We start from the raw sequence: 26,061 nt of genomic DNA on the forward strand, positions 1-26,061 counted from the left end.
TTATTATGTGTCAGTGCGTTATGGCAAATACTGTTGATGGATCGCCTTCCGACCTTCGTTGCGAACACCTGGTAAATCCGCTCGGTATAGATAGTGATCATCCGCGATTGAGCTGGAAGCTCAATGATAATCGACAGGGCGCAGTTCAGACCGCTTATCGTATTCTCGTGGATACGGATTCGATGGCGGTGGCGAACGACCGCGGACAAATCTGGGATACAGGAAAACAAATAGACGATAAGATATTACTGACATTTGAGGGTAAGGCGTTGCAGCCGCAAACGCGGTATTTCTGGAAAGTAATCGCATGGGATAAGGATGGAAAAGACCACCGTTCGGAGGTCAGCATTTTTGAAACCGGAAAAATGGGCACGGATCAATGGCAAGGAGCTTGGATTAGCGATCATCATGGCATTGATCACAAACCCGCACCTTATTTTCGAAAGGAGTTTACACTGAAAAAAGAAGTTGCTCGTGCTCGCGCATACATTGCTGTGGCCGGATTGTACGAGCTGTCGCTCAACGGACAAAAGGTGGGAGATCATCGTTTGGATCCGATGTATACGCGATTTGATCGGCGAACGCTTTACGTCACGCATGATGTGACGGCACAGTTGCAGGAAGGTCAAAACGCGCTCGGCGTGGTATTAGGCAACGGTTGGTACAATCATCAATCGTTGGGCGTATGGGATTTTCATAATGCGCCCTGGCGAGCAAGACCGACTTTTTGTTTAGATCTTCATGTCGTGTACACCGATGGTACGGCAGAAACTATCAAATCCGAGCGCGATTGGAAAACGTCCTCAGGACCGATTACCTTCAATAGTATTTATACAGCTGAACATTATGATGCGCGATTAGAACAGGCAGGTTGGGATAGTCCGGGATTTGATGATCAGAAATGGCAAGGTGTTCGTTACCGTAGTTTTCCCTCCGCCAATATTGTTTCGCAACAAATGGTGCCTATCCGGTTTGGTCGTCGGTACGAACCGCAATCCGTCCAAAAGATCAATGATTGCACTTATGTATTTGATATGGGGCAAAATATGGCAGGCGTTACGCATGTCCGAGCAAAGGGCGCGGAAGGCACAATCCTAAAGATCAAACATGGTGAACGACTGCATAACGACGGTCGGATCGACTTGTCAAATATTGATGTGTATTACCACGGTGATAAGGAAGAAGATCCTTTCCAAACTGATATTTTGACGCTGAGCGGAAGAAAAGAAGATCAGTTCACCGCGAAATTCAACTATAAAGGATTTCGCTATGTGGAGATAAGTAGCAGTGAACCAATTCATTTAGATGCTAGCAATGTAACGGCATTTTTTATGCATAGTGATGTAGCGCCGCTAGGCGAAGTGAAAACATCCTCTAAACTAATTAACGATTTGTGGCGCGTCACTAATAATGCGTATCTGTCCAATTTGATGGGATACCCAACGGATTGTCCGCAACGCGAAAAGAATGGTTGGACGGGCGATGGGCATTTGGCTATTGAGACCGCTTTATACAATTTTGAGGGAATCACCGTGTACGAAAAATGGATTGCTGATCATCGCGATGAGCAGCAACCAAATGGCGTTTTGCCCGACATTATTCCGACAGGCGGTTGGGGTTATGGCACAGCAAATGGTCTGGATTGGACAAGTACAATTGCGATCATTCCATGGCAAGTTTATATGTTCTATGGTGATTCGAAATTGTTGGCAGATTCGTATGAAAACATCAAACGGTATGTGGATTATGTCGAGCGGATTAGTCCTACCGGGCTGACGACTTTTGGTCGGGGAGATTGGGTGCCGGTGCAGTCCACATCGAATCTAGAATTGACTTCTTCAGTCTATTTCTATACCGATGCCTTTATTCTGGCAAAAGCAGCTAAACTTTTTGGGAAAACTCAAGATCAACAAAAATATGAAGCATTGAGCCAAAAAATTAAAAATGCGATCAATACCAAGTTCCTAGATCGAGAGCAAGGCATATATGCCGATGGTACACAGACGGAATTGAGTGTGCCTTTGTTTTGGAAAGTCGTGCCAGAAGATATGATTGCAAAAGTAGCCGCCAATTTGAATAAAAAAGTAGAAGAAACTAATTTCCATCTTGATGTCGGTGTTTTAGGCGCAAAGGCATTATTGGATGCTTTGAAAGACAACGGTTATGGAGCGACAGCGTATAAAGTTGCGGTGCAAGATACTTATCCGTCGTGGGGTTGGTGGGTAGTGAATGGAGCAACTACCTTATTAGAAAATTGGGATTTGCAGGCTGAAAGAGACATTTCGGATAATCACATGATGTTTGGCGAGATCGGAGGTTGGTTTTTCAAATCTATCGGAGGCATACATCCTGATCCAGAGCGACCAGGTTTTAAACATACCTTGCTGCGCCCAATGTTTCCACAAGGATTGGCACATTCGGAAGTGAGTCATCGTTCGCCATATGGTACTATAGTTTCCAAATGGAAGCGGAATGCTGATAAGACGGTAACGTATACCGTAACTATTCCTGCTAACGCCAGCGCAACACTTTACCTGCCGGAAAATGCAGCCAAAAATTCGCCGCAAAAATTAATTGCGGGCACACATAGTATAAAGGTCAAGCTGAAGGAATAGGTGTTCAGTAAATACTTTTTTAGCTATTTGTCATCTTATTGCGTATGGCTAATCTAGTTTTATCTTGAATAGTATCCCGCTTCGTGTCATCGTTTTGTCTGAAATTAAAAAATAGTTCGAAATAATTTTGATAGTGTATTTTTTACACTATCTTTGTGTCATCATAATTTAGGTTTATAATTGGTTAGTAAAGGTTTTCATTCTCCCCGTTTGAAAACCTTTTTTTTATGCCATTAATCGGAGATATTAACACCAAATCCAAGTTACTTTCCTTGAATACTCTTTCACCTCACATCTTCTCGGTGACCAATATTACGGCAAATACTATTTTTTATAGTTTTATTGCTAATAAAATTAGTTTTATTTATATTTGGTAATCAGATTGGTCGTAAGAAAATCAATCATCGAATCCAAAAAAAATAGTATGGCAGACGATCGGATTAAGGAAAAGTTGGAAATTTTGGCCGATGCGGCGAAATACGATGTTAGTTGTAGTTCGAGCGGAAGCGATCGAAAAAACAAGAAAGGTGGTTTAGGAAATACAGGAGCTGGCATCTGTCATACCTATACGGAAGATGGTCGCTGTGTATCGCTACTCAAAATATTGCTCACAAATCATTGTATTTTCGATTGCGCCTACTGTGTTTCAAGAAGGAGCAATGATATTAAACGCGCGGCATTCACGGTACAAGAAGTTGTTGATTTAACTATAAATTTTTACCGAAGGAATTATATTGAAGGTCTTTTTTTAAGCTCGGGCATTTTCAAGAATGCAGATTATACCATGGAAAGATTAGTGCTAATTGCCAAAAAACTACGACAAGAGCATAATTTCAATGGCTATATCCATCTAAAAACAATTCCCGGTGCATCTGACGATTTGCTCAACGAAGCAGGTTTGTACGCCGATCGCTTAAGTGTAAATCTGGAAATACCGACTGAGACGGGTTTGAAACTATTAGCTCCAGAGAAGAATCGGAAAGACATGGATGTGCCGATGGATTATTTAAAAAATCAGATCATTCGCACTAAAGAAGAGAAGAAGATTTTTCGCTCTACCCCCAAATTTGCGCCTGCTGGCCAAAGTACACAGATGATTATCGGTGCCTCGGGCGAATCCGATATGCATATTATGAAGACGGCAGACCATTATTATTCGCAGTATAATTTAAAACGAGTGTATTACTCTGGATACATACCGATTTCTAACGACAATCGTCTTCCCGGTCTTGGATCAGATGTGCCTGTGATACGCGAAAATCGACTCTATCAATCCGATTGGCTGTTGCGTTTTTATGGTTTTAAGCGCGATGAAATAGTGAACGAACGCCATCCGAATTTAGACCTCGATATCGATCCAAAATTGGGTTGGGCCTTGCGAAATATGCATCAGTTTCCGGTCGATATTAACCGTGCACCTTACGAGGCGATTGTACGTGTACCTGGAATCGGTGTTACTTCGGCCAAAAAGATTGTTGCTGCGCGAAGATTCGGTGCACTACGGATGGAACATTTGCAAAAAATTGGAATATCAGCCAATAAAGTGCGCTACTTTATATCCTGTCAAGGTTTTGTGCCGCTAATGTCGGATCGGCCAGCCGAAATGATTAAACATTACATCTTGGCAGCCTCGCACACCAAGTACAAAAAGGTATTTAATCAACAATTGACTTTATTCTAATGTTGGCCATGCAGCAACGAATCACGTTGTCCTACGATGGTAGCTGGGTCGGATTGTTAACCGCTCTATTCGAGGTCTACGAATATAAGTTTGTGTCAGCGACGATACGGAGCGATGCGTACGCCGATCAAGCCGATCTCTTTGGCGCACGGCATGAAGTACATACTGATGAGGCGAAAGCTGCACGCGTAAAAAAAGGAATTATTCATCGGGTAGGGAAGAAGGATTTTCAGGAATTATATGCGGCTTACCTTTCCGAATTGGATGGTGTAGAAGATCTTATCTTGCGATTGGTGCGTCATTATCTTACGCCTGAAGGAGTGAATTTATCTCGAAATTATGGACATGAAGATGTGTTGCGCATCAAACAAATAAATAAATCGGTATCGCGTGAGCGACACCGATTCAAGGCTTTTGTGCGGTTTCGGAAATTAAGTGATGAGCTGTTTTTTGCCAAAATTGATCCTGACTTTAACGTTTTGCCACTCATCATTCCGCATTTTAGAGATCGCTACGCGGATCAATCGTGGGTGATTTATGATATCAAGCGCGATTATGGCGTTTATTATAATCAGACCGAGGTGGTGGAAATTCATCTAAGCGATCTTCCTTCCGAAGCGGAGCTAATCGCTCGTGGTGAAGAGCGTGAAGCTTTATACGATGAATTATGGCGTCGGTATTTTCGTAGTACCAATATCACCGAACGTAAAAATACCAAACTGCATCTTCAGCATGTACCAAAGCGTTACTGGAAGTACCTTAATGAGAAGTTTGATCTTTAGTAATTTATTACCAGCCTTTTACAGCTTGTCCTTTGAATAATTCTAAGGCTTTCTGCTCTACTTCGTCGGATTGGTACGCTTGCAAAAATTGTTTGACTTTTTCCAAATCTTTATTGTCTTCCCGTGTCACGATCACATTCATATAAGGGGAATCTTTGCTTTCGCGGAAAAGCCCCAATTTATCCGCATCCAACCCTGCCTGTGCTGCGAAATTGTTGTTTATGATAGCAATAGCTACTTCTTTATCGTCCAATACCTTAGGAAGTTGTGGTGCTTCAAGTTCTAAGATTCGCAAATTTTTGGGATTAGCTGTGATGTCGATCACTTTCGGCATAATGCCCGTATTGTCCTTCAAGTTGATCAACCCTTGCTCTTGCAACATCAATAGGGAACGGCCACCATTGGTAGGATCATTTGGGATCGCAATGGTCGCATTGTTGGCTAACTCTGCCACTGATTTGATCTTTTTGGAATACGCCACAATTGGATATACAAATGTATTTCCAATCACCGCCAATTTATATCCGCGTTGCTTGGATTGCTCGGTAAGATAGGGTACATGTTGGAAAGCATTGGCATCAATATCGCCAGTGCTTAGTGCTTCATTGGGCATTACGTAATCATTGAAAGTGACTAATTCTACTTCCAAATTGAATTTTTCTTTTGCTACTTTTTTGGCTGCCTCGGCAATTTCTTTTTCTGGGCCAGCAACGATACCTACACGAATGGTATGTTCGTCAGTAGCATTGCTGCCGCAAGCGAGGAAAAGTGTGGATAAAACAAAAGAAATTAGAGGAGCGATGATGTAACGCATAATGTGTGTATTGAGTAATAATAAGATTAACGATGATCGAATTTTTTGGATATAAAATCTCCACTGTATTGGATCAGGATGACCATCAAAATAAGTAAAATGAGCACGGCATTCATAATCTGTGCATCATATCCAATATAGCCGTATTGATAACCAATCTGTCCTAATCCGCCAGCTCCAACGGCGCCGCCCATTGCTGAGTAACCGACTAAAGTGATAAGCGTAACGGTCGCATGATTGATAATAGAAGGCAATGCTTCTGGTAATAGCACTTTTTTGATAATTTGAAATTGTGTGGCGCCCATAGCTTCGCAGTTTCTACTAAACCGACCGGCAGATCCATTAAGCTATTCTCAATAAGTCGTGCAATAAATGGCGCTGCACCAATACTTAGTGGTACTAAGGCTGCTTTGAGCCCAATCGACGTGCCGACGATACTTCTAGTAAACGGAATCATCCATACAATCAGGATAATGAAAGGAATGGATCGAGATACGTTTACGACAAAAGATGTGATATTGTGTGCCGTACGATTTTCCAACATGCCTCCTTTGCGCGAAGCAAAAAGATAAATTCCAGTCGGCAGCCCAAGGCAAAATCCAAAAAAGCACGATACAAAGGTCATGACGAGGGTTTCCCCAGTTCCAGCAATAAGCAGATTAATAACTTCGGGAGACATAGCCTAATATTTCGGTGTTAAAGTAATGATTTGAGGAAAATGCGACAGCTTCATCTAATTGATCTCCAGAAAGGCGAACTATGGACGAACTGATTTTCAATTCTCCGATGGTTTCGATGCGTGCTTCGATGATGGCAACACGTATAGAAAATTTCTGCTGCAATTCAGCAAAAGAATAATCGGTATTATCACGTGCTTGTATGCGTATCAGCACATCGTCGGTATTTGCGATTTTTTCGGGCTGTACTTGCAACTGATAAGCGATTGGCAAATCAGCTTGTACAGCAGATGCAACGAATGCGGCGGTATGGGGGTGCTCTGGCGATCCAAAGATCTGAGAACGATCACCTAGTTCTACAATCTTGCCATCTTGCACAACCGCGACGCGATCACAGATCGCTTTTACCACATGAATCTCATGGGTGATCAATACGATCGTAATTTGCAGTTTGGTATTGATTGTCTGCAAAAGGTTGAGAATGGATTTAGTAGTTCCCGGGTCTAATGCACTCGTTGCTTCGTCACATAGCAATAGAGTAGGGTTGTTGGCCAAAGCGCGTGCAATAGCCACACGCTGTTTTTGTCCGCCCGAAAGATTGCTTGGATAGTCATTTGCTTTGTCCGATAATCCTACTAATTCCAATAATTCAGTCACACGTGTATGAAGATCGTGCTTGGGGGTTTTAGTAAGCTCCAGTGGCAATGCAATATTGTCAAAAATAGTACGCGATGACAGTAAGTTGAAATGCTGAAAAATCATTCCGATCTGCTGTCTTTCTCGCTGCAGTTGTCGTTCGCTCAGATTGGTGAGCTGCGTATTAGCTAACCAAATTTCGCCCTTGTCAGGTCTTTCCAAAAGGTTGAGACAGCGCAAAATCGTACTTTTCCCTGCTCCGGAACTTCCAATAATACCGAAAATTTCCCCTTTCTTCACCGTGAAGGACACATCATCCAATGCTTGAACTTGTCTTCCTTTACTGGTTGTATATGTTTTGGAAATATGTTTAACGTTAATCATTCTGGGTACACGCGCTAAAAAGTGTCCCAAAAGTACGTAAAAACAATTTATTTTTAGTCTACTGGATCAATAGTTTTTTGCTACCAGGCAATTCCATAATCTTCGCCGTGGTTGCTACTGCCGCCCCAAAGCGTACCGTGCTTATCATCGAAATAAATGGCATTGATCGGTCCACTATTTCGTTCGCCAAATTGAATAGCATATCCCATTGCTTCCAATTGCTTCACGACATCGGCTGGCGTGCGTTTATCTAACAATAGACTGCCTGCTCTGGGCTTACGATCGGCTAATTTTGTACCACCCAGAGACAACCACAATTGATTGCTATTGATGTTCGCTGCTTCAGCCGCTTGCTGTGGCGTCATGCCGAACTCCGTTACATTCAAAAAGAATTGCAACAGGTTTTGATCTTGCGTATCACCACCTTGCACGGCAAAGGATAAGTAAGGTTTGCCATCCTTGAGTGCCATAGCAGGTGTCAAGGTTACGCGCGGACGTTTGCCCGGCTCAACTACATTGAATGGACTGATCAGCGGATCCAATACAAAGCTTTGCAAGCGTTGGCTCATGCCGACGCCAGTATGGCCGGCGATAAATGCGGGCAACCATCCGCCGCTCGGCGTAATCGATATTACCCAGCCTTCCGCGTCCGCTGCTTCGATACTTGTGGTACCACGAAGTAAGCGATCATGATATAAGCTGTCAGTATTTTGCAGATGAGCGGTAGCGTCATGTTTTGGTACGAAATCACCTTGTTCACGTGCTGTAGTATCTGTCAGTTGTCGTCTTTTCGCCAATAAATCAAGATAAGGATTTTGACGACTTTCAAAAGGATATGGATCGCCCGGCTCGACAGAAGGATCATTTTTTGTAGGATCTATTTGGGCGGCTCTTTTCACCGCATAGCCATCACTTAACAAACCGTCGATTGGTGTTTTGGGTTGGAATGCGGGATCCCCATAATAGAAATCACGATCCGCAAAAGCCAGATTCATGGCTTGATACACGGTATGAATATATGGCGCCGAATTGTATCCCATGCCTTTTAAATCAAATTGCTTGAGGATATTCAAGGCTTGCAGCATGGCTGGTCCTTGCGTCCAAGACTGTAGCTTATACACATCAATGCCTTTATAGTTGATCTGCAAAGGTTCTTCCTCAATCGGGCGCCAGTTAGCCAAATCTTCCATCGTGATGAGTCCACCATGCTCCTGACTGCCACGAACGAATTCTGCTGCGATATCTCCCGTATAAAAACGATGGTGTGCTGCCATAATCGCCTCTTCGCGACTTTTGCCCGCGGCTAATGCATTTTGTTCCGCTTCGACCATTTTCTCTAACGTTTGAAGCAGCTCTTTTTGCACAAATATTTCACCAGCTTCGGGCGCTTCGCGCTCTTCACCTTGGTGCACTAAGAATACTTCCTTGCTATACGGCCATTGTTTGATCCGTTCTTTACCACGCTCGATACTATTTGCTGTTTGTGCCTCGATTGGATAGCCGGCCGCCATTTGCATAGACGGTTGCAATACTTCTTTCAAACTTTTTGTACCATACTTGGCGAGCATATAGCATAAACCGCCCGGTGTGCCCGGAGTAACTGCGGCTAATGGGCCATATTCTGGCGGAAACTCGTAACCTTTTGATTTGAAAAAATCAACCGTTGCTCCAGTCGGTGCCACGCCCAACGCATTGATGGCGATCACTTTTTTGAGTTCTGGATGATAGATTAATGCTTGGGTTTCTCCGCCCCAGCTCAATACATCCCACATGGTACAGGTCGCGCCCAACATCGCACAAGCTGCATCGACCGCATTTCCGCCCTGCTGAAATAATTGCGCTCCAGCTGTCGCCGCTAGCGGTTTGCCCGTAATCGCCATCCAATGTTTACCATGCAACGGCGGTTTTTGTGTTTGTTGTGCGAAGGTAAAAGTGCCACTCATTAAAAAAAAGTGCGGATAAGACAGAGCTAGATTTAGAAAAAATATGTCGAAAGGAAATTTGCATGGTACAGTTGCTATTTGGAAACGCAATATATCAATTTTGTGGGGAGTGGGGAAACCCTTGCCGCATATTCTCTGGAATCACTACGTAATACAAAATGGCAAAACTACATGCCAAGCCTTTGAAATACCGTCGATAATATCCGACGCTATCAGGCTTTTTGGATGCATGGTTTGCACAGCGAGATCGCCAGCCAAGCCATGCAAATAAACGCCTGTAAGCGCAGCATCTTCGCTAGAAAATCCTTGCGCGAGCAGCGAGGTGATGATGCCCGCCAGTACGTCGCCACTGCCTGCTGTAGCCATTCCCCAATTGCCAGTGGTATTAAAATGGATCGTTCCGTCGGGTAATACTACTGCCGTGTTAGCGCCCTTAATCAACACGACGACCTGATGTTGCTGCGCAAATGCGCGCGTTTTTTCGAGCTTTTCCCAGTCGTCGGTCCAAGATCCGATTAGGCGTTGTAGTTCTTTTGGATGTGGCGTGAGGATGCTTTCTAATGGTAGATCATTTAAGCTTTCGGGCTGCTGCGCTAATAGATTCAATGCATCTGCATCCAATACCAATTTAGGGGATTTCGAAGCAGCTAGCGCTCGTAAAAATTGAAAAAACGCTTGCTTTGTATCTGCACTTTGCCCCATTCCCATTCCGACTCCGATGGCAGCGTAAGAATCGATAGTCTTTGGAAAAGAAGTTATATGATTGAGTTCGGGATCTGTCTGCAACATCGCTTCTGGAAAATTTGTTTGCAGGATCGGGTTGGCACAAGCTGCGCTATAGATTGTGACCATACCACAACCAGTTCGAAGTGCGGCTTTTGCGCTGAGATGAATAGCGCCGATTTTACCATAGCTTCCGCCCACGATCAAGGCATGGCCAAACGTGCCTTTGTGCGCAAAGCGACTCGGCAACGAACAGCGTGATTGAATCGTATCTAATGTGGTGAAAAAATAAGAACTATCAACTGCTGATAATGCGCTCGTATCCAATTGTATATCTACTACCGTTAGTTCGCCCACATATGCTGCGTTTTCTGGTTGTAGTAAGGCAATTTTGGGACATTGCAAAGTATATGTATGATGCGCTTTGATGACGAGCATCTCTTTTGAAGAAGGCTGATCTGAATACATTCCCGAAGGAATGTCGATCGCCAATATTGCACGATCCGATGCATTGATGGCCTCAATAACAGCTCGCCATGCTTTGGACAAAGGACGAGAAAGTCCAATGCCATAGAGCGAATCGATAAGCACATCTTGCGTTTCAAAGTCTGTCGGGATAGCATCTGTAAAGCACTTTATCGGGATGCCTGCTTGTTGCAGCCGTTTCTGGTTTTCCTGATTATCGGCGCTGTATTTGTCTGCCTGATGCAGAAAGATGCGTACGTCACGGCCAGATTGAAAAAGTAACCGTCCCAGCGCCAAGCCATCACCACCATTATTCCCGGTACCACAAAAGATCACAAACGAAGTTTCAAACGAAGGATAATCCTCTGTGATTTGTTTATACAAGCTATTTGCCGCGCGTTCCATTAAATCGAAAGACCGCAGGCCTTGCCGATCTATGGTAGCCTGATCGGCTTTGCGGATGTCAGAAGCGGTCAATATTTTCATAGCTAACTACAAGATACGGTTTACTTCCTTCTTTTGAGGAACATATCTAACAATCCGTTTGCTAATTTTCCTAATAATTTGGTTCCCTCGCGTGCTAATGTCCTACTGGCGGTAGTTTGTGCCGCTTCTAGCGGAGTTTGTCTTCTAGAGCGTGGTGAAGATGTCGTTTTGGAGCTCGATGCTGCCTTCTGCGCAGCTTTTTCGATCTGTTCACGTGCTAAAATAGCTTCTTGCTGTTGCTGGCGTTCGATAATAATTTCGGCTGCTGATCGCCGCTCGACGCGTTCCTGATATTTGTTGTAGCGTCAGATCCTGCAATGATACGATTATACGTTTCAGGCGATGCAGGTCCCATAACGGCGCGCGCAGGCACAAGGTGCGTGGCTACTACCTCGGTCGGGATACCTTTGTCATTCAATACGGTGATTAATGCTTGTCCTGTTCCCAATGCCGTCAGTATTTTATCAATGGCGTAGAATTCTGAAGTAGGATAGGTACGCACCGTTTTACGCAAGTTTTCTGCATCATTAGGTGTAAATGCGCGCAGCGCATGTTGCACTCTGTTTCCAAGCTGCCCTAACACACTTTCTGCTATATCACTTGCCGCTTGCGTACAAAAGAAAACGCCGACTCCTTTGGAGCGGATCAATCGCACAATCTGTTCGATTTGCCCAAGAAAAGCTTTTGATGCACCATTGAATAATAAATGCGCTTCATCAAAAAAGAAAACCAATTTGGGTTGATCCAGATCGCCTACCTCGGGCAATTTTTTGAATAATTGGGCGAGCAAACTCAATAAAAAAGTGGAAAATAGCTGTGGCTGATCCTGAACATCCGCGATATTTAACAGCGTAATAACTCCTTTGCCATCTACCTTGCCAAAAAGATCTTGGATATCGAATTCTTTTTCGCCAAATAGGTGAGCAACACCTTGCTGTTCGATAGCTACAATCTTTCTGAGTATGGCGCCAGAACTGGCACTGCTGATGCGTCCATAATCGTCTTTGATTTCGGCTGCGCCAGCGCCTTCTGATAAATAGGAAAGCAACTTCTTTAAGTCGTCCAGATCTACGAGGGGCAGATCGGTGTCTTGTGCATATTTAAATATGGCGCTCAACACACCTGACTGCGTATCATTAAGGTCAAGAATGCGAGATAGCAACACAGGGCCAAAATCGCCTACGGTTAGACGCATAGGAGCGCCTAACTTGCCGCTTAATGAAAATAGCTCGACTGGAAATGAAGAAGGTTCGAAAGGGATTCCAACCGCTTGGCCTCTTTCTAGTAATGCGTCATTGGTTTTTCCAGGTTCGGCCAGGCCCGATAAATCACCTTTTACGTCCAACATAAATACCGGCACGCCCGCATCCGAAAGTTGTTCGGCTATGAGTTGCAAAGTACGTGTTTTGCCCGTTCCCGTTGCACCAGCAATCAGGCCGTGTCGGTTCATCATGCGAAGCGCTAAGTTTACTTTTGCGTCAGTTACCACTTCACCGTCCAAAATACCAGATCCTAATTGTATAAAAGCACCTTTTGGTTTGTACGATGCGGACACTTTTTCAATAAATTGCTGTTTCATAGCTCAGGTTTTGCGAATTAAAAATAACAAATTAATCCTCATTAAGTGAAAGTATCAGATGGAAGAGAATTTTGCCTATTGAAAATGATAAATTATTTACGCTCAGTTGGCAAACGATCTTTTCCTAGGGTATCCCGTCTTACGTCGATTTTAATGATTACTTTTGAGCTTTTAATAGTAACAAATTATGCAGCAATTTCAGCGTAGAGAACCTCGTGGTGAAAAAAGAGAGTCTAATCAGATGGTATTTGGTATTCGTGCCGTGATGGAAGCCATAGATAGTGGGAAAGAGATTGAATCCCTTTTTATTCAGCGAGGGCTAAGTGGTGGATTGTTGATGGAATTGAAGGCCTTACTCAAAGAGCACAATTTACCTTCCCAACAAGTGCCTATTGAAAAGCTGAACCGCATTACTCGCAAAAATCATCAAGGGGTGATTGCGGTGATTTCACCGATTACGTACCAACAGATTGAAGATTTGTTGCCCACCATTTATGAGAAAGGAGAAACTCCGCTATTATTAATGCTCGACGGCGTGACGGATGTGCGTAATATGGGTGCCATTGCACGTACGGCCGAATGTGCTGGAGTGCACGCCATCATTGTACCGAAAAAAGGATCGGCAGAAATCAATCCAGATGCGATTAAGACCTCAGCCGGTGCTTTGTATAAAATTCCTGTTTGTCGCCAAGATTCTTTGGGAAAAGTAGGACGTTTCTTGATCGATTCAGGCGTACAGATGGTGGTGAGTACGGAGAAAACCGAAGATTCAATTCATGATGTAGATTATACCGTGCCGACCTGTATCGTGATGGGGGCTGAAGATGTGGGCGTTTCGGACGATTTGATTCGAATATCGGACAAACTAGCGCGCATCCCAATGTTCGGAGAAATCAAATCCCTGAATGTGTCGGTATCGGCTGGCGTGGTGATTTATGAAGCTATTAGACAACGCGCTCAATAAGGCAAATACAAATTCTTTTAAGATGATCCGAAAATTCCTGATGCTCACCACTTTATCCATGTGCTTCGCGCTGCAGTTTGCCGTGGCGCAGCAAGATACGTACGTAATGGCTATTCACGGTGGTGCAGGTACAATTTTGAAGAAAAACCTGACCGACTCGATGGAAACTGCATATAAAGATGGCTTGAAGCAGGCGTTGTTAGCTGGTTATCGCGTATTGCAGCAGGAAGATGGTACTAGCTTGGATGCTGTAGAAGCTGCCGTAAAGGTTTTGGAAGAAAATCCATTGTTCAATGCTGGAAAAGGCGCTGTGTTTACCAGCGACGGCAAAAATGAGTTGGATGCTGCTATTATGGACGGTAAGACCTTGAGTGCTGGCGCTGTAGCGGGAGTTACTAATGTAAAAAGTCCGATCCAACTGGCGCGCGCGTGATGCAACATTCTCCACACGTGATGATGGTAGGTGATGGGGCAGAGCAATTTGCAAAAGAACAAGGTTTGGACATCGTAGATCCAAGCTATTTCTACACCAAAGAACGCTGGCAAGGATTGCAGAAAGCTAGAGCATTAGATTCTTTAGCTACCCAATTGGATCATGATGAGCAATCAAGTATTCCCGAAGTATATAAAGATTACAAATATGGTACGGTGGGCGCTGTAGCAGTTGATCGCGCTGGAAATCTGGCCGCAGCAACATCGACTGGGGGCATGACCAACAAACGATATGGTCGAGTGGGCGATGCGCCGATTACGGGTGCTGGTAATTATGCAGATAATAAGACAGTTGCTGTTTCTTGTACTGGCTGGGGTGAGTTTTTTATTCGTGCGGTAGCCGCCTACGATGTGGCTGCTCGGATTCAGTATGGCGGAGCGACATTAAAAGAAGCTGCTGAAGCAACCATTAAAAAGGTCGAAGATTTGGGTGGAGATGGCGGTTTGATCGCGATCAATCAGCAAGGTGAAGTTGCGATGCCATTCAACACGGCTGGTATGTACCGAGGTACAATCAAAGCTGATGGTACAGTTGATATTCAGATTTATAAATAACACTAACTGCATGATCATCATTCTGATGTACGGCAGTGATATCAAATCCTAGTAAACATGAAATTATTCTATGTTTTATTGTGCATGTTGCCTTTATGGGGTGCAGGTCAATCGGCCATACATAGTACGCAACAATCTTCTAAGGCAGTGTTTGTAGAAGAATATGAAAAGCTTAATACTTTTGATCAAGTACTGGCCAAATTTTCAGGCCGCACAGTGTATATTGACCTTTGGGCTACGTGGTGCGGACCATGCATTGCCGAATTTGCCTATAAAGATGCTTTGCATGATGTAGCTGCCAAGCATGACATTGATCTGCTATACCTATCGATGGATCAAGATAAGGATCACCAAAAATGGCAGGAATTTATTCAACAACGTGATTTATCTGGCTATCACATGCGTGCAAACAAATCGCTGTACAAGGATATTCAAGCGAAATTTTCCCAAATTTATCAAGGGCGTAAGGCATTTGGTATTCCGTATTACATCATTGTTAAAGATGGAGAAGTCGTACTAAAGCAAGCACCAAGGCCGAGTTCGGGTGAAGTGTTATACACCGAATTGATTAACTACAAAAATTAAGATTTTTCTTCGCTAACATATTTGCTTTATGCCCTCTATTTTCGCTTCGAATAATCTACAGAAGCCAACTTATGCGCTCTTGCTGGCAGTATGTGTTGCGCATTTGTTCAACGATTTATTGCAATCCGTTATTCCGGCAATTTATCCACGTCTAGAAGCGCAGTACGATCTGAGTATGGCACAGATTGGTGTCATCACGCTGTGTTTTCAATTATCAGCTTCCATTTTTCAGCCTGTAGTTGGCGCTTATACCGATAAGCATCCTAAACCCTATTCACAAGTAATCGGCATGTTGTTTTCTACGGCGGGGATGGTCTCTTTAGCCTACGCAGCCAATTACGAGTGGATTTTGATTTCTGTAATTTTAGTCGGGATTGGCTCTTCGATCTTTCATCCCGAATCGGCACGCGTAGCCTACATGTCGGCCGGAGGCCGAAGAAGTTTTGCGCAAGCCATGTTTCAGATCGGTGGAAATACGGGCGCTGCTTTAGCGCCGTTGTTGATAGCTTGGATCGTCATTCCGAATGGTCAATTGTATATTCTTTGGTTTGCCCTGATCGCGATAATTTCACAAGTCATTTTGGGTTATATTGGCCGTTGGTACAGCCGACATCTGCGTTTGGTGCAATCTCGCCCTAAGAAAGCGATCTTACTGCCCGATTTATCTCCGGCAAAGATCAATTGGTCTGTCGTCATCTTATTAGTACTCATCTTTTCAAAATACTTCTACACCGCTAGTATTACGAGTTATTTTCAGTTCTATACGATTCAACGTTTTGGTTTGACCGAAGTACAAGCGCAAGTGTATCTGTTTTATTTCTTAATTGCGGTCGCGGTCGGTTCTCTTCTGGGAGGAATGTTGGGTGATTACGTGGGTCGCAAATACATTATTTGGTTCTCGGTGTTGGGTTGTGCGCCATTTACATTACTATTGCCCTACGTAGACCTATTTTGGACGGGCATACTCATCGTTATAATCGGACTTATTCTTTCCTCCGCTTTTGCGGCTATACTCGTTTTCGCGCAAGAGTTGTTGCCACGCAAATTGGGCATGGTTTCAGGCTTATTTTATGGTTTTGCTTTTGGTATGGGCGGATTAGGATCTGCTGTTCTGGGCTGGTGGGCAGATCATACATCCATCAACTTCATTTACCAAGTTTGTTCTTATTTGCCTTTATTAGGAATTATAGCTTATTTCTTACCAGATATGAAGAAGGTGACATTCCGTCCTTTGGATGCAAGCTAATGAAAGGTAATAGGGTTTGATGGGTGTGTGTGCTCCTTAGTAGCAATGAAAGCGTTAAAAAAAGAATAATATGCAAAAAACAAAGGGATCAACAGTAGTATACTATTGATCCCTTTTAGTGTATTATAAAGCTAAGATTTAGAACTTGCTTCTAGAAGACGAAGAAGAAGATCTGCGTTTTCCAGAAAAGTCTTTGAATCCACCGCCTCTGCTATCGTCAGAACGGTAAGAGCGTCCGCCACTTGGACGGCCACCACGAGGACGATCTCCGCCACCGCTGCGGCCACGACGTTCGCCGCCACCACCGCCTTCACCTGAAACTTCGATGCGTACACCACGACCGTTGAAGTCTACATTCTGGAATCCTTGGATTACCTTTTCCACTTCAGCGTCTTGCACCTCGAAGAAGGTAAATACGCCTTTCAAGTCGATTTTACCGATATTCTTACCAGAGATACGTGTATTGTTACAGATGTAACCCAACATATCACCACGAGAGAAATCATCTACCGATCCTAGGTTGATAAACAAACGAGTATATCCTTTAGAACCTTCTCTGCTACGGCCTTCACGACGATCTCCACGTTCACCACGATCCGAGCGAATATCGCGCGCGTCTACGTTAAGATCTGGCGCATTGCGGTAATAATCTAAGAACTTGTTGAATTCTAAAGAAGCAAAACGTGCGATGATCTCTTCTTTACTCAAATCTTGGAAGTTATCCATGATCGCAGGTAAAAATGGTGCGATCTCGTCTTGATTGACCGTTACATTATTGATTTTGTCAACGATTTTGAAAAGCTGTTTCTCACATACTTCTGAACCAGTTGGCACATTTTTCTTTTCGAAAGGTTTACCAATGATTTTTTCGATATGACGAATTTTGCTCAACTCTTTCACATTTACCAACGAAATCGAAATACCTGTTTTTCCGGCACGAGCTGTACGACCAGAACGGTGTGTATAGTTCTCTACCTCATCTGGCAACGAATAGTTGATTACGTGAGTTACATCGTTTACATCGATACCACGAGCAGCTACGTCCGTTGCAATAAGCAACTGAAGGCTACGGTCACGGTAACGTTTCATCACGCGGTCACGTTGCTGCTGCGATAAATCACCGTGCAATGAATCTGCATTGTAACCATCTTTCATCAACGCTTCTGCGATCTCTTGTGTTTCGATCTTAGTACGACAGAATACGATTCCGAAGATCTGAGGGTACGAGTCAACGATGCGTTTGAAAGCAGCGTATTTGTCTCTAGCTCTGATCAAGAAGTACTGGTGTTCGATGTTTGCATTTCCCGTATTTTTAGTTCCTACGGTCAATTCAAATGGATCGGTCATGTATTTCTGCGCAATACGACGAACCTCTTTAGGCATCGTGGCAGAAAATAACCAAGTTTTTTTTGTGTCTGGAGTTTCTGAAAGAATATTATTGATATCCTCCTGAAATCCCATGTTAAGCATCTCGTCTGCTTCGTCCAATACAACGTAATTTACCTGTGAAAAATCAACAGCTTTACGGCCGATGATATCCAGCATACGTCCTGGAGTAGCGACTACGATCTGTACACCACGTCTGATTTGGCGCAATTGATCACTAATGTTCGCACCTCCATATACAGCAACCACGCTCACACCGTCGATGTATTTTGCGAATTTTTCCAAATCTCTAGAGATTTGCAAACACAATTCACGTGTCGGGCAAAGTACTAAGGCTTGTGGATGCTTTTGTGAAGGATCGATTTGTTCTAATAGAGGGAGACCGAATGCTGCTGTCTTCCCTGTGCCGGTTTGGGCTAATCCGACAAAATCGTTGTTGCCAGTCAATAAAACAGGAATGGCTTGTTCCTGGATAGGAGAAGGTTTTTCGAAACCTAACTCGGTGACTGCATTAACAATCTCATGACGGATTCCCAATTCTAAAAATGGGTTCATGAAATAAATTATACAATAGGCTATATTGCCTAAGGCGGTGCAAAGATAAGAGTAATAAGTTGTAAAACCTAAAATATTATCAAACAATATTTTACGAGTCCATTTGGGGTTTCCTATTTGTCGTTGCGATTTGATACAGAACCTTGTATCTTTGATTTTATTCAAAAACCACCATGAACATGATTACACCGCACCTCATCGCGCCTTCAATGCTCGCAGCAGATTTTGCCCATCTTCAACGAGATGTAGATATGGTCAATCAAAGTAAGGCCGACTGGTTTCATATCGATATTATGGACGGTGTGTTTGTGCCCAATATATCTTTCGGTTTTCCGGTGATGAAAGCAATACACCAATACGCCACTAAACCTTTGGATGTGCATTTGATGATAGAGCAGCCGGATCGGTATTTTGCCGAGTTCAAGGAGGCTGGAGCGGCAAATATAACTGTACATTTTGAAGCGTGTACGCATCTGCATCGTAGTATTGCAGCGATCAAAGAATTAGGGTGCTTGGCGGGAGTAGCGCTTAATCCTCACACGCCCGTACATTTGCTTAAAGACATGATCGCTGATGTAGATATGGTACTTATTATGTCGGTTAATCCAGGTTTTGGCGGTCAGCAGTTTATCGAACATACGTATACAAAAATTCGTGAATTGCGGCAGCTGGCGACGGGAGTGAATGATAGCTTATTGATTGAAATCGATGGTGGAGTCAGTTTAAGCAATGCTACAGCATTGATAGAGGCAGGGGCTGATGTCTTAGTGGCTGGTAGTTTTGTGTTCAATTCAGCTAATCCGATCGATACCATTGAAGCGCTTAAATTAGCTGATTCCGATCTGCGAACTATCTAAATTATTCTTATAAATCAAGTTTCGCACTATTCATTGTAACAATCTGTGAGTTAATTGTTTAAGTGTTAATTTAGAATATTTCCAAATTTACCACCTATTAGGGTTATTTTCGTATAAAAGCTGGTTATTTAGTATTTTTGCCTATAGAGTTACGGCGTTATTTTTTCGCTACGAATAGGTAAGAAATCGTGAGAAAGTTGCCAAAGAATGATGATTTTCGTGCCCTGGCTATCATCTTCAATGCAGTGTAAATGAAAAGGTGATTCTTCCAATTTATGAATGAAAGGTAATTCCAGTCGGTGCGGTGTAGTATGCAATGTATTTCTTTTTAATCAAAATTTTTTGTATACTATTGAATATGTTAGGTTTAGGTAAATAGGATATGGTGTTCTATTTGTTTTGAAGCAAAGGTTATTAAAATAAAAATTGGGGCTGATCGCCTGTCACAGATCCGCCATCAGCGAAAATATTAAGATTTGATATGAATATTTACAACGAATATATACAGGAAGTAGAAGGTAGAAAGCATCAAGGGCTACATCCTAAACCAATCGATAGCGATGAGTTGCTGAGTGCAATTATCGAACAAATTAAGGATAACCAGCACGAGCACAGAGCAGAGTCACTAAAGTTATTTATATACAATACCTTACCGGGTACTACTAGTGCTGCAGGTGTAAAGGCGCAATTCTTGAAAGAGATTATTCTAGAACAAGAAGCGGTGGCGGAGATTACACCTACTTATGCATTTGAGTTGCTGTCGCACATGAAAGGTGGGCCATCCATAGCTGTGCTTTTGGATCTTGCTTTAGGTGCTAATCAAGCGATTGCCACACAAGCGGCCGAGGTACTAAAAACACAGGTTTTCCTTTACGAAGCAGATACCGATCGTTTGAAAGATGCCTTTCACAGCGGAAATCCGATCGCTAGAGAAATTGTAGAAAGTTATGCGAAGGCAGAATTTTTTACTAAACTTCCAGAGGTTCCAGAAGAAATCAAGATTGTAACCTTTATTGCAGGTGAAGGAGATATATCGACCGATTTGCTTTCTCCAGGTAATCAAGCGCATTCGCGTTCTGATCGTGAGTTGCATGGTAAGTGTATGATAACTCCAGAAGCGCAACAGCAGATTCAGGACTTGCAGATGCAGCATCCTGATAGAAGTGTGATGCTGATTGCAGAGAAAGGTACAATGGGTGTAGGATCTTCACGCATGTCTGGCGTGAACAACGTGGCGTTGTGGACTGGAAAGCAAGCTAGCCCTTACGTACCTTTTGTAAATATTGCGCCAATTGTCGGCGGTACAAATGGTATTTCACCTATTTTCTTGACAACTGTGGATGTGACAGGTGGTATAGGTATCGATTTAAAGAATTGGGTGAAGAAAGTAGATGCAGTGGGCAATGTATTGCGCAATGAAAAAAATGAGCCAATCCTAGAAGAAGTTTATTCGGTGGCTACTGGCACAGAGTTGACTATCAATACTAAGACAAAAAAATTATATCAAGGCGAAAGAGAGCTTATTGATATCTCTAAAGCGTTGACGCCACAGAAAATGGAGTTTATCAAAGCTGGCGGTTCTTATGCCATCGTATTTGGTAAGAAAATCCAAACTTTTGCGGCACAATTGTTAGATATCGAAACGCCATTGGTATTTGCTCCTTCAAAAGAAGTTTCTGTAGACGGACAGGGATTGACGGCTGTAGAGAAGATCTTTAATAAGAACGCAGTAGGGGTTACGCCAGGGAAGATATTGCATGCCGGTTCAGATGTTCGTGTCCAAGTGAATATTGTCGGATCGCAAGATACAACCGGATTGATGACCGCACAAGAATTGGAAGCTATGGCTGCCACTGTTATTTCACCAGTTGTAGATGGCGCTTATCAATCAGGCTGTCATACGGCATCTGTTTGGGATAAAAAGGCACAAGCCAACATTCCAAAATTGATGAAATTCATGAATGGCTTTGGATTGATTACCGCTCGTGATCCTAAAGATCAGTATCATGCAATGACAGACGTAATCCACAAAGTACTAAATGATATTACCATCGATGAATGGGCCATCATCATCGGTGGTGACTCACACACTAGGATGTCCAAAGGTGTAGCATTTGGTGCTGACTCCGGAACTGTTGCTTTAGCTTTAGCCACAGGTGAAGCTTCTATGCCAATTCCAGAATCTGTGAAAGTCACTTTCAAAGGTAGCATGCAAGAGCATATGGATTTTCGTGATGTAGTGCATGCTACACAATCACAAATGTTGCAGCAGTTCGGTGGAGAAAATGTTTTCCAAGGTCGGATCATTGAGGTGCACATAGGTACATTGTTGGCCGATCAAGCCTTTACATTCACGGACTGGACAGCGGAGATGAAAGCAAAAGCATCTATCTGTATTTCGCAAGACGACACCTTAATCGAGTCATTGGAGATTGCCAAAAGCCGCATTCAAATCATGATCGAAAAAGGTATGGATAACAAAAATCAAGTACTACAAGGCTTGATCAACAAAGCGGATAAACGTATCGCCGAAATTAAATCTGGCGCCATCCCTGCTTTGACACCTGATGAGAATGCTAAATATTATGCAGAAGTAGTCATTGACTTGGATGTGATCAATGAACCAATGATTGCAGATCCAGATGTGACTAATAAAGATGTATCTAAACGATATACTCACGATACTATTCGCGACCTGTCGTATTATGAAGGTGCCAAAAAAGTGGATTTGGGCTTCGTAGGATCATGTATGGTACATAAAGGCGATTTGAAGATCGTGGCTCAAATGCTCAAGAACTTAGAAGCGCAGCAAGGTAAGGTAGCTTTTAACGCACCACTGGTAGTGGCAGCGCCAACCTACAACATCATTGACGAACTGGAGTCAGAAGGAGATTGGGAAATACTACAACGTTATTCGGGTTTTGAATTCAGCGATTTGATGCCTAAAAATACCGCACGTACAGAATATGAGAATATCATGTATCTAGAGCGACCAGGTTGTAACCTGTGTATGGGTAATCAGGAGAAAGCAGCAAAAGGAGATACCGTGATGGCCACCTCTACAAGACTTTTCCAAGGTCGCGTTGTAGAAGATTCGGAGCGTAAGAAAGGTGAATCTTTACTAGCATCTACTCCGGTAGTAGTCTTGTCATCTATCTTGGGCAGAATACCGACCATTGAGGAATATAAAGTCGCAGTTGAAGGTATAAACCTGACAAAATTTACACCACTTGAAAAACAATTGGTAGGGTAATCTGTAATAGTTTTGAACTATTATTAGACAATTGAGAAGAGATAAATTAAAATAATATGGCTTTTGATATCAATATGATTGAGAAGGTGTACAGCCTTTATGAGGAGCGTGTAAACGCTGCCCGTAAAGTGGTTGGCCGCCCCTTGACTTTAGCAGAAAAGATTCTTTATACCCACTTGTGGAATGGTAATGCACAAGAAGCATACGAAAGAGGACAATCGTACGTGGATTTTGCACCAGATCGCGTGGCGATGCAGGATGCTACCGCTCAAATGGCTTTGTTGCAATTTATGCAGGCTGGCAGACCAAAGGTAGCTGTGCCCTCTACGGTTCATTGTGATCACCTCATCCAAGCAAGAGATGGCGCGCAGCAGGATCTGACGCGTGCTAAGGAAGAAAGCTCCGAAGTGTTTAATTTCTTGAGCTCTGTATCCAATAAATATGGTATTGGCTTCTGGAAGCCCGGTGCTGGTATTATTCATCAGGTTGTATTGGAAAACTATGCGTTTCCAGGCGGTATGATGATTGGTACAGATTCGCACACGGTCAACGCTGGCGGACTCGGTATGGTAGCCATTGGTGTCGGAGGTGCAGATGCGTGTGATGTTATGGCCGGTTTGCCTTGGGAGTTGAAATTTCCAAAGCTAATTGGTGTTAAACTAACCGGTAAATTATCTGGTTGGGCAACCGCTAAAGATGTGATTTTGAAAGTCGCAGGAATCCTGACGGTGAAAGGTGGTACAGGTGCTATTGTAGAGTATTTCGGAGAAGGTGCCAAATCCCTTTCGTGTACTGGTAAAGGAACCATCTGTAATATGGGTGCTGAGATCGGTGCCACCACGTCGACATTCGGATATGACGAATCGATGGAGCGCTATTTGCGCGCAACAGACCGTGCTGATGTTGCCGATGCAGCTAATAAAATTAAAGAACACCTTACTGGAGATGATGAAGTGTATGCAGATCCCGATACCTATTTTGATCAATTGATTGAAATCAATCTTTCTGACCTTGAGCCTTCATTGAATGGCCCTTTCACACCAGATTTGTACACGCCGATATCTCGCATGCGAGATGAGGCGGATAAAAATGGTTGGCCTACTAAGGTAGAATGGGGATTGATCGGCTCCTGTACGAACTCCTCTTATGAAGATTTGTCCCGAGCGGCTTCTATAGCTAAACAAGCAATCGATAAAGGATTAGTGACTAAGGCGGAATTTGGAATTAATCCAGGATCTGAGCAAGTGCGCTACACCGCCGATCGTGATGGTTTGCTGAAAACATTCACCGATCTCAATGCTACGTTGTTTACGAACGCTTGTGGGCCATGCATCGGGATGTGGGATCGCGCAGGCGCGGATAAGCGCGAGAAAAATACGATCGTACATTCCTTCAACCGTAACTTTGCTAAACGTGCCGATGGTAATCCAAACACCTATGCATTCGTAACATCACCAGAGATGGTTGCTGCGATTGCGATCTCCGGCGATTTAGGCTTTAATCCTGTTACTGATACCTTAACGAACCGAAATGGAGAGCAGGTCAAATTAGATCCGCCTACAGGAGACGAGTTGCCATCAAAAGGATTTGCCGTGGAAGATGCGGGCTATCAGGCTCCAGCGAAGGATGGTTCTGACGTTAGTGTGGATGTATCGCCAACGTCAGATCGTTTGCAATTGCTCGAGCCATTTGCTGCGTGGGAAGGTACAGATTTGAAGGGGCTAAAACTCCTGATCAAAGCAAAAGGAAAATGTACGACCGATCATATTTCTATGGCCGGCCCATGGTTAAAATATCGCGGTCATTTGGATAATATTTCCAACAATCTGTTGATTGGTGCAGTCAACTTCTTCAATGACGAAACCGATACCGTGAAAAACCAGCTGACTGGCGAATACGGCGCTGTGCCAGCTACACAGCGTGATTATAAAGCACAAGGAATTGGATCAATCGTAGTAGGAGATGAGAACTATGGAGAAGGATCATCGCGCGAGCATGCGGCAATGGAGCCTCGGCATTTGGGCGTGCGTGCGGTTTTAGTAAAATCTTTTGCTCGTATCCATGAAACTAATCTAAAAAAGCAAGGCATGTTAGCACTAACGTTTGCTGATAAGGATGATTATGATAAAGTATTGGAAAATGATACGATTGATATTATCGGTTTAACAGATTTTGCTCCAAATAAATCGTTGACTTTAGTATTGCACCACGAGGATGGTACTTCGGATGAGATTGAAGTAAACCATTCGTACAATGCACAACAAATTGGTTGGTTTAAAGCGGGTGCGGCATTAAACATTATTCGACAAAAACAGGCTGATAAAGCAGAATAGTAATAGTGTTGCTTATAAAGCAATCGAGAAAAAAAAGGCCGGATTTACATCATGTAAATCCGGCCTTTTGTGTAACTGCTAAGTCAGGATGAAACCCGCTTCAGTTTTAAGCTTGCTCTTCGCCAAGGGGTTCTGGAGATTCTTCATCAAACAAAGGAAGTTCTTTGATGATCGTGTACCACGTAATAACTTTCTTAATATCGGAGCTGTATACACGGCTCTCATCGTGACCTGGAGCCACTTCTCTGAAAAATTCACGAAGCGTATTGCCATCGGCTTTCACAGCAGGCACTTCAATATCGCTATTTTTCAAAGTTTCAAAAATCTCTAATAACCGGATTTCTTCTTCTTCGCCATAGATCGTGATATCTTCCAAAGTTGCCATCTTCGTATTCGAAAGGTTGATGACTGATTTTACCTTCGCTGCATCTAAGCTCTCTAAGATGAAACCACCTTTGTTTTGACCGATTAACTTAAATAATCCCGGCTTACCTGTTACAGAAACTAATCCTCTTAAATTCATATCTTTTTGTTGTGCGTATTTATGAATAGATTACTAGTCTTCGATTACGTCGATACTCAAAATGCGATCACCTTGACGGATATCATCTACAACATCAACATTTTCAATCACTTTACCGAAACAAGTATGGTTACGATCTAAGTGAGCAGTGTTAGTACGGCTGTGACATACGAAAAATTGTGATCCACCCGTATTCCTACCTGCATGCGCCATAGACAATACACCACGATCATGATATTGGTTTTCACCAGTCAATTCACAATCAATATGGTATCCTGGACCGCCAGTACCGGGCATTCCTGTGGCGCCTTCGCGTGTATTAGGGCAACCGCCTTGGATTACAAAATCAGGAATCACACGGTGGAAAGTTAATCCATTATAATAACCTGATTTAGCTAGTTTAATGAAGTTTTCCACGGTCTTAGGTGCATCTTCTGTGTAGAACTGCACGGTCATATCACCTTTTTCGGTTTTAATTATTGCTTTACTCATATCTAAAATTGCTATTTGACAAAGATACGTTTTCT

Annotated in this window: 19 protein-coding genes and 1 pseudogene; 10 read left to right on the forward strand and 10 right to left on the reverse strand. The window is 43.3% G+C overall.

What is annotated here, in order from left to right; genetic code table 11:
- Nucleotides 1–20 precede the first annotated feature (20 nt).
- The 3 genes from A0125_RS06775 to A0125_RS06785 all read left to right on the forward strand — a co-directional run bounded on the left by A0125_RS06775 (nucleotide 21) and on the right by A0125_RS06785 (nucleotide 5,078).
- Nucleotides 21–2,615, forward strand: coding sequence for an alpha-L-rhamnosidase (locus tag A0125_RS06775; RefSeq protein ID WP_231863150.1), 2,595 nt, complete (start codon nucleotides 21–23; stop codon nucleotides 2,613–2,615).
- A 424-nt stretch (nucleotides 2,616–3,039) separates the two neighbouring features.
- A complete protein-coding gene (locus tag A0125_RS06780) occupies nucleotides 3,040–4,296 on the forward strand; it encodes a putative DNA modification/repair radical SAM protein (protein ID WP_066754278.1) in 1,257 nt (418 codons plus the stop codon).
- An 8-nt stretch (nucleotides 4,297–4,304) separates the two neighbouring features.
- Nucleotides 4,305–5,078: a TIGR03915 family putative DNA repair protein gene (locus tag A0125_RS06785; protein WP_066754281.1), complete on the forward strand. Its 774-nt coding sequence runs from the start codon at nucleotides 4,305–4,307 to the stop codon at nucleotides 5,076–5,078.
- Between the two features lie 7 nt (nucleotides 5,079–5,085).
- Here A0125_RS06785 and metQ read toward each other — a convergent pair whose 3' ends face one another.
- The 7 genes from metQ to A0125_RS06815 form a co-directional block, all read right to left on the reverse strand.
- A complete protein-coding gene (gene metQ, locus A0125_RS06790; RefSeq protein ID WP_066753883.1) occupies nucleotides 5,086–5,892 on the reverse strand; it encodes a methionine ABC transporter substrate-binding lipoprotein MetQ in 807 nt (268 codons plus the stop codon).
- Between the two features lie 26 nt (nucleotides 5,893–5,918).
- Complete coding sequence (locus A0125_RS16085) at nucleotides 5,919–6,197, reverse strand: ABC transporter permease subunit (protein WP_231863151.1); 279 nt, start codon at nucleotides 6,195–6,197, stop codon at nucleotides 5,919–5,921.
- Nucleotides 6,101–6,571: a methionine ABC transporter permease gene (locus A0125_RS06795; protein ID WP_231863177.1), complete on the reverse strand. Its 471-nt coding sequence runs from the start codon at nucleotides 6,569–6,571 to the stop codon at nucleotides 6,101–6,103. Before A0125_RS06795 ends, A0125_RS16085 begins: the two co-directional genes overlap by 97 nt.
- A complete protein-coding gene (locus A0125_RS06800; protein WP_066753884.1) occupies nucleotides 6,552–7,589 on the reverse strand; it encodes a methionine ABC transporter ATP-binding protein in 1,038 nt (345 codons plus the stop codon). The genes A0125_RS06795 and A0125_RS06800 overlap by 20 nt, the downstream gene beginning before the upstream one ends.
- 80 nt (nucleotides 7,590–7,669) lie before the next feature.
- Nucleotides 7,670–9,532, reverse strand: coding sequence for a gamma-glutamyltransferase family protein (locus A0125_RS06805; protein WP_066753886.1), 1,863 nt, complete (start codon nucleotides 9,530–9,532; stop codon nucleotides 7,670–7,672).
- A 144-nt stretch (nucleotides 9,533–9,676) separates the two neighbouring features.
- On the reverse strand, nucleotides 9,677–11,206 hold the full coding sequence (locus A0125_RS06810) for an NAD(P)H-hydrate dehydratase (protein WP_066753888.1): 1,530 nt from the start codon (nucleotides 11,204–11,206) through the stop codon (nucleotides 9,677–9,679).
- A 217-nt stretch (nucleotides 11,207–11,423) separates the two neighbouring features.
- Nucleotides 11,424–12,785, reverse strand: coding sequence for a helicase HerA-like domain-containing protein (locus tag A0125_RS06815; protein WP_231863152.1), 1,362 nt, complete (start codon nucleotides 12,783–12,785; stop codon nucleotides 11,424–11,426).
- 187 nt (nucleotides 12,786–12,972) lie between these two features.
- Between A0125_RS06815 and rlmB the strand changes: the two genes are divergently transcribed.
- From rlmB to A0125_RS06835, 4 genes and pseudogenes are all read left to right on the forward strand, one after another.
- The gene (rlmB, locus tag A0125_RS06820; protein WP_066753894.1) at nucleotides 12,973–13,749 is read left to right on the forward strand and encodes a 23S rRNA (guanosine(2251)-2'-O)-methyltransferase RlmB; all 777 of its coding nucleotides are present in this window, start codon (nucleotides 12,973–12,975) and stop codon (nucleotides 13,747–13,749) included.
- A 160-nt stretch (nucleotides 13,750–13,909) separates the two neighbouring features.
- A pseudogene (locus A0125_RS06825) lies at nucleotides 13,910–14,796 on the forward strand (isoaspartyl peptidase/L-asparaginase family protein).
- A gap of 57 nt (nucleotides 14,797–14,853) precedes the next feature.
- A complete protein-coding gene (locus tag A0125_RS06830; protein ID WP_082784935.1) occupies nucleotides 14,854–15,381 on the forward strand; it encodes a TlpA family protein disulfide reductase in 528 nt (175 codons plus the stop codon).
- Nucleotides 15,382–15,409: 28 nt separating this feature from the next.
- Nucleotides 15,410–16,627: an MFS transporter gene (locus tag A0125_RS06835; RefSeq protein ID WP_066753897.1), complete on the forward strand. Its 1,218-nt coding sequence runs from the start codon at nucleotides 15,410–15,412 to the stop codon at nucleotides 16,625–16,627.
- A 138-nt stretch (nucleotides 16,628–16,765) separates the two neighbouring features.
- Here the strand turns inward: A0125_RS06835 and A0125_RS06840 are convergent, their stop codons facing one another.
- Nucleotides 16,766–18,568 (reverse strand): DEAD/DEAH box helicase, encoded by a 1,803-nt coding sequence (locus A0125_RS06840; protein WP_066753899.1) that lies wholly within the window; start codon nucleotides 18,566–18,568, stop codon nucleotides 16,766–16,768.
- 173 nt (nucleotides 18,569–18,741) lie between these two features.
- Between A0125_RS06840 and rpe the strand changes: the two genes are divergently transcribed.
- The 3 genes from rpe (at nucleotide 18,742) to A0125_RS06855 (ending at nucleotide 25,011) form a co-directional block, all read left to right on the forward strand.
- Entirely contained in the window at nucleotides 18,742–19,425 is a 684-nt protein-coding gene (rpe, locus tag A0125_RS06845; RefSeq protein ID WP_231863153.1) for a ribulose-phosphate 3-epimerase, read from the forward strand.
- A 481-nt stretch (nucleotides 19,426–19,906) separates the two neighbouring features.
- Entirely contained in the window at nucleotides 19,907–22,678 is a 2,772-nt protein-coding gene (locus A0125_RS06850) for a bifunctional aconitate hydratase 2/2-methylisocitrate dehydratase (RefSeq protein ID WP_066753901.1), read from the forward strand.
- Nucleotides 22,679–22,734: 56 nt separating this feature from the next.
- Complete coding sequence (locus tag A0125_RS06855) at nucleotides 22,735–25,011, forward strand: aconitate hydratase (RefSeq protein WP_066753903.1); 2,277 nt, start codon at nucleotides 22,735–22,737, stop codon at nucleotides 25,009–25,011.
- A gap of 106 nt (nucleotides 25,012–25,117) precedes the next feature.
- Here the strand turns inward: A0125_RS06855 and A0125_RS06860 are convergent, their stop codons facing one another.
- The gene (locus A0125_RS06860; protein WP_066753905.1) at nucleotides 25,118–25,534 is read right to left on the reverse strand and encodes a DUF5606 family protein; all 417 of its coding nucleotides are present in this window, start codon (nucleotides 25,532–25,534) and stop codon (nucleotides 25,118–25,120) included.
- Between the two features lie 33 nt (nucleotides 25,535–25,567).
- The gene (locus A0125_RS06865) at nucleotides 25,568–26,026 is read right to left on the reverse strand and encodes a peptidylprolyl isomerase (protein WP_066753907.1); all 459 of its coding nucleotides are present in this window, start codon (nucleotides 26,024–26,026) and stop codon (nucleotides 25,568–25,570) included.
- Nucleotides 26,027–26,061: the final 35 nt, after the last annotated feature.

It is taken from the genome of Sphingobacterium populi (assembly GCF_001586775.1).
GTDB lineage: Bacteria > Bacteroidota > Bacteroidia > Sphingobacteriales > Sphingobacteriaceae > Sphingobacterium > Sphingobacterium populi.